At 57.1% G+C, this 12061-nt stretch carries 9 protein-coding genes; 1 reads left to right on the forward strand and 8 read right to left on the reverse strand.

All coding sequences use genetic code 11. From position 1 onward, the window contains the following. Nucleotides 1-160: 160 nt before the first annotated feature. A complete protein-coding gene (locus NTX71_12120) occupies nt 161-3094 on the reverse strand; it encodes a fused MFS/spermidine synthase (protein MCX6340645.1) in 2934 nt (977 codons plus the stop codon). 33 nt (nt 3095-3127) lie between these two features. Then, a complete protein-coding gene (gene murJ / locus NTX71_12125) occupies nt 3128-4702 on the reverse strand; it encodes a murein biosynthesis integral membrane protein MurJ (GenBank protein ID MCX6340646.1) in 1575 nt (524 codons plus the stop codon). A gap of 191 nt (nt 4703-4893) precedes the next feature. Here murJ and rpsT point away from each other — a divergent pair, with 191 nt between their 5' ends. Then, nucleotides 4894-5151 (forward strand): 30S ribosomal protein S20, encoded by a 258-nt coding sequence (gene rpsT, locus NTX71_12130; protein MCX6340647.1) that lies wholly within the window; start codon nt 4894-4896, stop codon nt 5149-5151. Nucleotides 5152-5221: 70 nt separating this feature from the next. Here rpsT and NTX71_12135 read toward each other — a convergent pair whose 3' ends face one another. The 6 genes from NTX71_12135 to NTX71_12160 all read right to left on the reverse strand — a co-directional run bounded on the left by NTX71_12135 (nt 5222) and on the right by NTX71_12160 (nt 11863). After that, the gene (locus NTX71_12135) at nt 5222-5725 is read right to left on the reverse strand and encodes an LptE family protein (GenBank protein ID MCX6340648.1); all 504 of its coding nucleotides are present in this window, start codon (nt 5723-5725) and stop codon (nt 5222-5224) included. A gap of 168 nt (nt 5726-5893) precedes the next feature. Next, nucleotides 5894-8380, reverse strand: coding sequence for an outer membrane protein assembly factor BamD (gene bamD, locus NTX71_12140; protein MCX6340649.1), 2487 nt, complete (start codon nt 8378-8380; stop codon nt 5894-5896). A gap of 13 nt (nt 8381-8393) precedes the next feature. After that, a complete protein-coding gene (locus NTX71_12145) occupies nt 8394-8849 on the reverse strand; it encodes a phosphatidylglycerophosphatase A (GenBank protein ID MCX6340650.1) in 456 nt (151 codons plus the stop codon). 56 nt (nt 8850-8905) lie between these two features. After that, nucleotides 8906-9505: a CDP-diacylglycerol--glycerol-3-phosphate 3-phosphatidyltransferase gene (pgsA, locus tag NTX71_12150; GenBank protein ID MCX6340651.1), complete on the reverse strand. Its 600-nt coding sequence runs from the start codon at nt 9503-9505 to the stop codon at nt 8906-8908. A 75-nt stretch (nt 9506-9580) separates the two neighbouring features. Continuing rightward, nucleotides 9581-10945 (reverse strand): 30S ribosomal protein S12 methylthiotransferase RimO, encoded by a 1365-nt coding sequence (rimO, locus tag NTX71_12155; protein ID MCX6340652.1) that lies wholly within the window; start codon nt 10943-10945, stop codon nt 9581-9583. 132 nt (nt 10946-11077) lie between these two features. Beyond that, nucleotides 11078-11863: a helix-turn-helix domain-containing protein gene (locus tag NTX71_12160; GenBank protein MCX6340653.1), complete on the reverse strand. Its 786-nt coding sequence runs from the start codon at nt 11861-11863 to the stop codon at nt 11078-11080. Nucleotides 11864-12061: the final 198 nt, after the last annotated feature.

Raw genomic sequence — 12061 nt, forward strand, 5'->3', positions numbered from 1 at the left:
TAACGCCCATCCTTACTCGACATTCACCGTCTTCTTATCCATCATGATGACATACCGAGTACTAGGCGCAAGATCGGATAATCTTTTTATGGGCGGTTTCTTGCCGGGGTGCGGCCTCGATTCCTCTCTTTCAAGTATAAAGAATAGACCCTCGTCCTGTCTACCATTGATCATCTGCTGCAGATTGTAGAGCCGTGTCCGCTCCGCCCCCCTCGGATTTCAGCAGTTCCTTGGATTTCCTATAGTACGACATCGCCCTCTGATAGTCCCTGTCATGCAGGCAGATCTTCCCCATGAGATAGTAGAATTTTGCTTTTCTGTTTTCCGTCATGCTCGCGCACAGCTTCAACTTATCCATCGTGTCAGAAAATATTTCAGGAGTGAGGAAGGATCGGAGTATAAAGTATTTCCTGAGTTGGAGAGAGGCATAGAGATCCAGGAACCTAAAATCCCTGTTGCCGGCGCGGATAAGCTTTTCCAATTCGAGGATGTTTTCCTGGAAGGGCGCTACATTGGACGAAACGTATGCGAGGAGCAACTCTCTGTCACCGGGCATTTCCCGATACAATTTGTCGAGAACGGGGAGGAAGAGGTAGGCATTGTACCCCCCCTCCTCCCCCTTCAGGTAGCTGAAGAGGCTCCTCAGATTATTAGGGGTTATTCCGTGAGCGCGGAGGTAGGGTTTAAGAAGAAGGTCATATTTTTCAAGGGAGAATTTTCTTTCATCGAGATGTTTCAGGTAGGTCCCTACGTACGACTTCGTATAGAGGGCACGAGGAGCCCTATATTCCAGGATGGGGATATAATCGCTGTTCACAAGGTTTTCGCTTTGCACCGAGCCCTGGACATTCCCGCCGGACCCGATTTGAAGGCAGAGCAGGGTAAATAAATCGTTCAGTTTGAACCGCGCCAGATTTTCCCTGACCGGTGTAGAGGCCATGATTTTTTCGGACTCGCTGAAATCTGGTTTCAACCCGTTTCTCGTCCCCATGAGGAGTATATCGGGCCCGCTCAAAGCCCAGAGTGTTACATCAGGAAAAACGGAGCAGAAAGTTTTAACAATGATTTTGAATGTGTCATCGTCCATTTCATACGCGTGGACCCACTGAGCCATCACCCCGCCCTTCTTCAGCGCGTGCAGGCAATCGCCGAAATGTTCTATTGAATACAGGTCTCCCACGCCGCTCATCCACGGGTTGGACGGCTCCGAGATGATCAGATCATATTTTCTCTCAGTCCGCTGAATGAACGTCCTGGCATCCTCTATATAGAGATGTAGCCTGGGGTCATTCAGCGCGTGGCGGTTCTCTCCGGCAAAATATGCGGATGCGTCAACAACTTCAGGAGAGAGTTCAACCACGTCCAGGCTCCTCACCGGAAATAACAGAGCCGTGCCGCACGTGACGCCCCCTCCCAGCCCTATGACCATTATGTCTTTTGCCGACGGTTTGAGTACCAGTGGGAGCCCCGCCAGGAAGGTCTGCGTGGGCATATCTTCCCCCGTAGAGGCGTCCGCCTTCCCGTTCACAAACAGGGTGCGGTACGTTCCGAAGTCGACAACTGACACGCTCGCGTTCAGGCCGTCCTTATAATAGAGAACCTTCCTGCCGCCGATCTGCGAAGCCAGGGAGAGATCGCCCGAGCTGCCTCTCCGCCTGAAGACTTGAGCGGTAAAGTGCGCTTTATTCCAGTCAGGGATCAGCGTTTTGTACGCGGCAAACACCGCGCAGCACATGAGAGAGAAACCAATCTTATGTTTCAGCGAAGGGGCGCGATCCAGGCAGAAAATGAGAATGCCAAGCCCCAGATTAATGATAATGCCAAGCTCCAATGACTGTTTTAATCCCAGGACGGGAATGAGCGCCAGTCCGGTCATCAGCGCCCCCAGAATATTACCCGTCGTATTGAGCGCGAGCACACTCCCGATATTCCTGCCGAATAATTCGAGTTTTCGCGAAGCGATTATGCTCGCGAGAGGGATTGTCATGCCAAGCACTATCGTCGTAGGGAGCATCACGAGGAAGCACACACACAGTTTTATCGTTTCATATATCATAAAAGTCTCAGGCCTTCTCGAGAGAATGCCCGAAAACCTCAGGAATAGGTATGGGAGCTTCTCATAGAAGGGGATGGAGAAAATCAGAAACAGTCCGATAGAGGCTTCGCACAGGCCGAAGGATAGAAAGGCCGCGCCCTCTTTCGGCGTAAATCTGCACATCAGAAAAGAGCCGAGTGTGATCCCGGAGATAAACGCGGCGAGCATTATCGAGAATGAGTACGTCGAAGAGCCAAGGATAAGGGAGAGCAGCCTGACCCATACGAGCTCGTAAAGCATGGCGGCAAAGCCTGATACGAATATAGCGCATAAAGAAACCTTGATGAGCGTCCCAGGGTACGCCTCTCCGGTCCGGCCTTCCACCCCACGGCCGTTTCCCTCGCCATTTACCCACAGCCCCGGAGCCGGTTTTCCATAGCATATTCTGATGATCAAAACGGCAGCTCCCACGAGAAGATTAACGAATGCAGCCATGATGAGGGTGAGCCCCAGACCGAAATGATAGATGAGGTAATATCCGAATAAAATAGTCCCCAGCACTGCCCCGAAGCTATTGATATAGTAGAGCCGGGCTACCGTCTTTCCCCTCGAATAGTGTGAGGTTGTCATATAGGCGCTCAGGATCGGGAGGGTCCCCCCCATGAGCATTGTGGGGAGAAGCATGATGGCCGCTCCAATGGTACACATGACGAGGGTGAGTTCGGGGGAATGTGGAGGGTAGTTTCTGGCTGCCGCCAGGTAGATATTTTTTGAGAGGGCGAAGAGCCTGGGTGTAAAAACGCAGAAGATGGCGATGCCTATCTCGGCGAGCGCAAACAGGGTAAGCCTGTCCTGTGTTTTATCAGCCAGCCTCCCTAATGAGAAGCTGCCGAGCGCCAGGCCTCCCATGAAGGTGGCCAGCACGATGGTATATGCGTAGGTGGTATTTCCAAATAATATAGAGAGATACTTGGCCCATACCACTTCATAGATGAGCCCTGAAATCCCGGAGAAGAGAAAACATGCGTAGAGGAGCAGGTTTACTTTTTTATCGGTCATAATTTATTATCATGGTGCGTGTGTGACTGTCGCTCACGCACTCCTGCGCCTGAACTCCTGCCAGAGCTCGCCGAGCTCGGGGGCCTTCAGAATGTACGCGGTGACCAGATAGCCGAGTGCACCCGCAGAGAGCGGGATGAAGGCTCTGGCCGACTTGCCTGTGAAGCCCGAGCCCGGCGCCATATGCGACACTGTTTTGAACACGGCCCACGCGACGAGCGCCATGACCGCCGTGGACAGCAGTATCTTCGCGAGCGACGCGCCGACCTTCCTGAGGCCGAGCCTCCCTATCTTCTGCCGCAACAACCAGATGAGGAGGGCCAGGTTGATGCACTGCGCGATGGATGTCGCCAAAGCGAGGCCGCCATGCCTGAGAGGCTTCATGAGCACGTAGTCCAGAATGATATTGGCAACGACCGCGATCACCGCAATGCGCACGGGGGTTCGTGTATCCTCGAGAGAATAGAAACAGCGCACCACGACAGAAACCCCGCCGATCGCGAAAACACCCAAGGAGTAAAAGAGGACCGCCCAGTAGGTGGGATCCGTCGAATGATCGAGGAGAAACGCCCCGCGCTCATAGAGGAGCTGTATGATGGGTTTCCCGAGCACGATCAGTCCCGCCCCCGCGGGAATGGTGACGAAAAACGCGAGCCTCAGCGCGTAGTTCAACGCCTCTTTCAGCCTCGCCATATCCCCCGCGACGGCGTATCCGGCCATGAGCGGGAAGGCGACTGTCGAGATCCCTATCGCGAACGTCCCGATGGGGAACTGGATCAACCGGTTGGCCGCGAAGAGATACGTGACGCTCCCCTCGGGCAGGAAGGACGCGAACAGGTTATCCACGACGAGGTTGACATGGTACACGGCGAGCCCCGCGAGGGCGGGTATGATCAACCTCACAATCCTCCTGAGCTCGGGGTGATTCCAGACCCTTCCCACCACAAGGAAGAACCCGTTGCGCCGCAGGACGGGGATCTGCATTCCCAGCTGGACCACCCCGCCGAGCAGGACTCCCAGGGCGACGGCAAAAATGCGATCCCGGCCACTCGCCCCCCACCGCGGCGCCAGGAAGACGGTTGAGAGGATGACGGTGAGATTGAACGCCGCCTGGGACAGCGAGGGCACCGCGAAATGCCCGAGCGAGTTAAGAATCCCCATGCAGAGGGCAACGAGGGATACAAAAATAAGATAGGGGAACATCCAGCGGGTGAGGCTCACCGTGAGCGCGAACTTCTGCGGATCGGCGCTGAAGCCCGCAAGGAGGAGGCGCACGATCCACGGCGCGAAGATCATCGCGAGGATCACGACGACGCCACTGACGACCATCAGGGAGAGCATCACGGCGGAGGCGAGTTCCCAGGCTTCCCTCTTGCTCCGGTTGCGGAGGCAGTCGCTGAAGACGGGGATGAACGCCGCGCTCAGCGCACCCTCCCCCATCAGGTAGCGGAGCGTGTTCGGAAGCCGGAACGCGGCATAGAACGCGTCCGTCAGATGCCTGTCGAACATCTTCAGGACGATGATCTCGCGCACGAGGCCGAGGATGCGGCTCGCGAGCGTCGCCGCGCCCACCACGGATGCCGAGCGCGCCAGCCTCACCTTTTCCATAGACGCACCATCAAAGGCATGAACAAGAGTGTGTAATTCGGGCATACTGTAGCGCGCCCTTAAGGGTGCGCTACAGGCTACGCCAGCACACCCCCGCCCGCTTCAACAATCCATTGACACTCTGGGCTGGAGTTGATATATATCCTCCCCACACTCGCACGCGGGAAAACTACTACAGGAGGACACTCGTTATGCCGACAAGAAAATCAGCTGCGAAGCACATGCGGGCAGATGAAAAAAAACGCCGCCTCAACGCGCACGTGAGAGCGACTCTTAGAACGCTCACCAAAAAATACGGGATCTTCATCACAGCAGGCGAAATTGATAACGCAAAAAAACTCCTCCCGGTAATTTCATCGGCCCTGGACAAGGCGGCAAAGCGGGGGATCATCCACAAGGGCAACGCCAGACGTATGAAATCGCGGCTCGCCAAAAAGCTCGCGGTCTAGGCAGGTGGGACAGCGTGGGTTGGACGATATTCCGCTTTGACGGCCACAACTCCCCCGCCGTTATGATCTGTCACCACCGTTCAGTGATACGCTCCACGACGTGGTCCGCGAGATCCTCGAGGGCAAAAGGCACCGCAATCCGCTCTGACTCCGGCAGCGTGATGGTCACGAAAAATGCCTTCTCTCCTTCCACTCGCTTCGCGGTATAGACGACTTTGTTGGTTTTTGCATCCCTCAAGACCAGGTCGGCGCCGATGGTCAGCCGGTACTCCCGCGTGATATCGTTCTTGTCAAAACGGAGCGCCGACCTATTGTAACTGATGAGCGTGATATCCAGGATGGCATCCGCATCGTCCTGATTCACGACCATATAGGATCCGTCTATCTGGAACGCGGTGACAATCTTGCTGGTCGCACGGGCCTCTATGGCGGGCTCCGTGGTTTTGTTTTTCACGTTGGGGATATAGACCGATTTGATCGGATCGTCTGGATTCACAGACCCGATGCGATACCCGCACCCCGCAAGACATATTCCGACGCAGAGCAGGCTCGCGATCACCGAAACCTTTTTCATCGCTATTTCTCCTCTTTCAAGGGATAGTAAAATCGATCGTAATAATAGCCCTTCCCCGGCGAAAACGCAACCCCCTAGTTCCAGAACTTCACCGATTTTTAGAAAAGAAGTGGATTTTCACCACGGAGACACAGAGAACACGGATGAACACAGATAAGACATACCTCTTTAGTGAGAAGGACTCTCTTTCGCCCCCTGCTGCCGCTCCTGTTCTATCCATTCCCTGATTCTCGATCCCTGGGGATCGTTGGGGCGCAACTCAAGATATTTCTCCCAGTACATGGCCGCCTTGCCCCTGTCTCCGAGCACTGACTGATAGAGATGCCCGAGGCTGAAACAGGAGGGGGCAAACGCGGGATCCAGCCTCAGCGCCTCTTCAAATTCACGCCGCGCCCCGTCGTAATCGCCGAGTTCTTTGCACGCAATGCCCATGCCATGGCAGGCTCTGGTTTGTTTCGGATCTATCTCCAGCGTCTTGCGGAACGCCTCGTGCGCATTGCGGAAATCGCCCCTGGCCATGCAGGCGATGCCCAGGTTGTAGTACGCCTTTGCGTTGCCGGGCTGGAGCGCCACCACCTTCAAATACTCCTCTCTTGCCCTGTCTGTCTTCCCAAACGACTGGCAGATATCGCCGAGCGCGACATGAGCCTCTGCATCATCGGGATTCTTGCGGAGCCTCGCTTCCAGATCCGCCGAGAGCTCCGCGTACTGCTCCCTGGCGCTCTCCTCGCGCGTATCCCTGAGGCCCTCACTGCATGTGCGGAGCTTCCGCGACACGTCACCGCTCCTGTACTCAGGCCACAACCTCATGAGCTCCATGAGCTTGAGAGATGCGCGATCATAATCTTCAAGCGCCTCATTCCACTTCCCGTGCATCCTCTTCCGGTCAGCCAGATTTACGAGATCCTCGGCATCTTTGAAGATGGCCTCGCAATTTTTCAATACCTGTTTCTCATCTTCTCCCCTGCCCCGCCGTGAGCGCCAGAGCCGACCCCAGATCCCTCCTCGCCCGGCGGGGGGAGCCGTACCCTTCTGGCTCGGTGGAGCAGCGGCAACCCCCTGCTGAGGAGTTACCGATACGGGAGACGCGGCAGCCCTCTTCCAAGGCCACCACCAGCGCCTGGCGGCCGTGCCTGAAGGCGCGCTCCCGCTGCCTTCCAGGCTCGCCACGAGAGACTCGTGTTTCTGCCGGTAGTATTCCCGTACCCGCTTCTCATCAGCGGCGGTGGACTCCTCGATCTTTCCGATGCCCGCGCGTAGCTGCTCGAGCTGGGCCTCCTTGCTCCGCGCGAGCTCTTCCTTCCCGGCGATCTCCGCTGCCGCTGCCTCCAGCACGGCCGATTCGGCATCCGGCAGATCGCCGATCTCGGAGAGCTTGTTCTGCGCCACCTGGAGCTCGACCTGCGTGCTGTGCAAGTCATCCTCGAGCCTCTCAATGGCCGACTCCGCGCTCAGCATGCGCAGGCGGTTTGCCATAAGCTCGTTCCTCTCCCTCAAATCCAGCCGGGCGACGGTGAGGCGCCCGCTGAGGGCGTGTATTTTCTGCTGCCGCTCCGCAACCCCCCGCACCTCTTCGCCGGACAGTTTCCTGGGGATCACGTACTTCCAGAACTGATAGCGCGTGCGCCCCCTGATCTTTATCTTCCTGATTGCGGAATTCTGGCTCTCGATCAACCTCTCGATCTCGTCAACAACGTCCTGTGCCTGCCTGATCGCCTCCGCCGCCTCGAGCTTCTTCTCCTCCCGCTTGGCGATCTTGCGCGCCTTCTCGCCATACCGCGTGAGCGGGTAATTCCTGATCACCTCCTGAAGATAGATGAGCGCCGCCTTGGGGTTCCCACGCGCCTCGTAAAATGACCCTATCTGGTAGAGCGAGGCGGCCTTCCTGCCCTGCAGCTCGGTAGACATCTCCTTGGCGAGCTCCACGTTCTTATCCGAGGAGTACTCCTCGACGTACTCCCTCAGGCGGTTGATGGCTTCCTGCGCTGCCTCCTGATCATAGGGCGCCGCGTCGGCCTGCCGGTATGCGCAGACTCCCAGCTGGTACTTCGCGGACGGGACAAACTCGCTGTGGGGATATCTGATGGGAATCTTTTCGAACTCAATTGCCGCTTCGGTGTAGTCCTTCTTGTGCATGCAGGCCATGCCCAGGTTGTACTGGACGTTGGGGGCGAGGTCGCTGAAGGGCGCGTTCGAAAGGATCTTGCTGTAGATCGCGATCGCACGCTTGTCCGAACCCGCGGGGTTAATCCTCAAGAAACCGATTGCCTTTCCCTGGAGAAAGAGGTTCCCAATCTTGAACTGGCGGTTCAGGATGAGATTGATCTTCGGATATGAGGAGTAGTTATCGAGAACGGCCTGGTAGGCATTGAAGGCCGCGTAGTAACTCCGCGTCTTTTCGAGCATCTCGGCGACCCGGAACTGCGCCTCCGCGGCAACGGGGGATGAAGGGAAATTATCCACCACTTTCTGGTACGCATCCATGGCGCGCTTAAAGTCTCCTTTCGATTCCAGGGTGTGGGCGTACTCGAACTGCTCCTGCGCGCTGGGGTAGGACATGGGCGCGAAGGGATTCCAGGCTGCTATGGCATCAGTGAGAGACACCACGCACGCCACGGCGATCGCCATGGACGCAATCCGCCTCGCATGTGACATGCTGTTCCCTCCCTCACCGAGATGCAAAAATAACGGCCCAGATGATTCGCAAAATGAGATTGCTGTAGATCCCCGTGACGAGGTCATCGAGCATGATCCCCCACCCTCCCCCCACCCTCTGGACACTGCCCGCGGGGAAGGGCTTGACGATGTCCAGAAACCGGTTGAGGACGAAGCCGAGAAAGAGCGTCATGGGCGTGAGCGAGAGCCCCGCAAAGGTGACCATGGCGCTCACCGCCTCGTCAATCACTATCCGCGGCGAATCATGCTGGCCGAACGACTCCTCCGCGATGCTGCTCGCCCACACCCCCACCACGAAGAGGAGCGCCGCGACGATACCATAGATCCACGGCCATTGTGCCAGGAGCAGCACCGGGATGAGCCCTGCGGCCGCGCCGGCCGTCCCCGGGGCCAGCGGCGCGTATCCTGCTCCAAAACAGGTCGCAAAAAGGATGGCCGCTCTCTTCATTGGGTATCTCGCATACACCAATCTTTAAACTTTACACCTTACACTTTGAACTGTTGTTACCGCTTCCCTTCCCAGAACAGGCCCTTGTTCTCATAGAGGTAATAGAGCCCCGAGCCGACTGTCAGCGCCACGGTCAGGAGCATGAGCCAGTACACGAAATTGGCGAAGTGCGCCCCGTACAGCTCGTTGAACCTCTCGCCAATCCCCAGCGCGAAGGCGACGTCCCTGAACGCGAGGAAGGTGAGGATGATGAGAATTGAGGCAACCTGCGAGACGGTCTTGTGCTTCCCCCAGAGCCCTGCCGCGAGGACCTGCCCCTTCGAGAGCGCGAGCAGGCGCAGGCTCGTGATGATGAATTCCCTGCTGATGATGATCACCACCATCCAGGCGGGCACGTGGGTCGCCGGCAGCTGCACGAAGGAGATAAACGCAGCGCAGATAATCATCTTGTCGGCGACCGGATCCATTAGTGTTCCGAAATCAGTGACGATGCCATGCCGCCTGGCGAGCCTGCCATCATAGACGTCGCTGATGACCGCGGCGGCGAACACGATCCAGGCCGCGAACATGGAGAACGGGAACCGCGCCCACAACAGAAAGAGAAAGATGAACGCGAGCACCACCCTCAGGATTGTGAGCTTGTTCGGCAGATTCATTACCAGTAGTAAGGATTAAGCACTAAGAATTAAGCCTGCATCGCATAACGAAATTCCATACTTAATGCTTAATCCTTAATTCTTAATCCTCTCAACTATCTCCCCCACCAGATCGTACTCCGTAACACCGGTCACCCGCACATCAATGAGGTCTCCCGGCGTGACACCGCTCCCCGAGAAATACACGGTCCCATCGACCTCGGGGGCGTCGCCCTCGGTCCTGCCCTTGAAACCAAATGATCCCTCGCGCAGCTCTTCATCCACCAGCGTCTTCACCACCCGCCCCATCATCCGCTCGTTCGCGGCGCGCACGATCTCCTGCTGGAGCGCCATGAGCCTGTGGAACCTCTCCCGTTTCATCTCGTGCGGGACCTGTCGGGGAAGCGCTGCCGCAGCGGTCCCCTCTTCGCGGGAGTAGATGAACGCCCCCAAGTGCTCAAAGCGGGCCTCGCCTACAAACTCAAGAAGCTCGCGGAAATGCGCTTCTGTCTCTCCAGGGTACCCGACGATGAACGTGGTCCGCACCGTCACCCCGGGGATGAGGCTCCTCACTGACCGGAGCTTCTCAACGACCCTCGCCTTCGTTATTCGTCTGTTCATTGCGGCGAGGATCGGATCAGAGATATGCTGGAGCGGAAAATCAACGTATGCACACACCCCGGGCTCCTCCGACATGCACCTCAGGAGCTCCTCCGTATAGTGCGCAGGGTGGCCGTAGAGAATTCTAATCCAGGTCAGACCCTCGACCTCCGCAAGCCCCCTCAGGAGCACAAGCAATCTGCGCTCGCCATACAGGTCAATCCCGTACGACGTCGTGTCCTGCGAAATGAGGTTGAGCTCCCGCACACCATCCGAGGCGAGATTACGCGCCTCCTCAAGGATGGAACCAATCGACCGTGACGCGAGCCTGCCCTTGATGGCAGGGATGAGGCAGTAGCTGCACCCATTGCTGCAGCCCTCTCCTATTTTTACGTATGCGTAGTGCCGCGGAGAAAGCCTGATCCGCGGGCTCAGATGGTCGTACAGAAACCAGCCGCCCCGCGCGCCTGCCTGGGGGCGCCGCGGGGGTGCGCCAGGGCGTTCCGTCATCAAACCGCTGATGAGGCGGGCGACCTGTGGGATCTCGCCGGGGTGCAGGAAGAGGTCCACGCCGGGGAATCTCTCCGCCAGCCGATGGCCTCGCCGGGCGGGGAGACATCCCGCGACGATCACGCACTCCAACTCTCCCTTCATTTTGAGGGCGACCAGTTCCCTGATCGTATCCCCCGATTCCTCCTCAGCGTCGCGGATAAACGAGCACGTGTTGACGATGACAACCTGCGCCTCATCCAGCTCCTCGCAGGTATCGTATCCTCCCTCTTTCAGATACCCAAGTATGACTTCCGAATCAACCAGATTCTTCGCGCAGCCGAGGCTTGTTACGCCAACCTTTATCGTCATAACCAATTAAATCCCAAACCCCAAATCCCAAATGACAAATACCAAATCAAAAAGATTAATGCTCGCCGTTCCCCCTTCGCCCCCTAGCTTGATTGCTTGATAGCTCGATCGCTCGATCGCTCGATCGCTCGCTCACTCCGCGCGCATCTTCCCCCTGTAGAACACGATCTTCCCATCCTTGTCAATGAAGATGTTCTGCGCCGTTTTCCCCTTCAGCTCTTTGACTGGTTTTCCGTCGAGCGAGAGCTCAACCAGACGGGGCTTGGCGATGCGGATGTCAAAACTCTCCCCGGCCAGCCAGAACTCCTCTTTCCCCTTTTGCACAGTTCCCTGGAAGAGCAGGACGCCGTCTGCGTACACCTTCATCCAGACGTTCTCTTTCACCCTGGCCTCGAGTTTCCTTTGCCTCGCCCTGACCACCTGGGGCGGCGGCATCGCCGCCGCGGGTTCGATCGTGGGGCTCGCCGGCGGGAGTGGGGGGAGCGGCAAGGTCTCCAGCTCCTCGGTGCTCACCGCCGGCTTGCGCGCGCGCGCGTCCGAGCACGACCTCCAGAACTTGAGGCCGGAGGCAACCACGATCGCAATCACGATCGCCGTGCCGATGCCGATTGCCGCGAGCCTCCACACAGTCGGGCTGGATGGTGCGAAGGTTTCACTCTCGGGAGGGAAGGCCTGTCGCAATACGCCCGCGTGCTCCTGCACGTACTGCTCGACGAGAGGCCGCGGATCAAGGTCGAGGTACTCGGCATATATCCTGAGGAATCCCCTCGCATAGGCGGGGGCGGGGAGAAGTGAAAATTCGCCACTCTCCATTGCCGCGATATACCTCTCGCTTATCTTTGTATCCCGAGCGACCTGGGCTATCGGAATCTTCCTGTCTTCACGCGCGCCGCGCAGATAATCGCCGATTGAATCCATACGTCAACCTCCTCTTGGAAAATCCCAAATCCCAAACTCCAAATCCCAACAAAACGAGGACTAAGTACACAGTATCATAAATATGATGACATATAAATATTGCTTTTCAAGAACGGATGCGGCACAATACGAAGACAAAGAAGGAGGCGTATTGTGCCCAGAACAAGCCCATTCAAGATTATACTCTCTTCGGAAGAA

It is taken from the genome of Candidatus Auribacterota bacterium (assembly GCA_026392035.1).
Taxonomy (GTDB): Bacteria; Auribacterota; Tritonobacteria; order UBA1439; family UBA1439; genus JAPLCX01.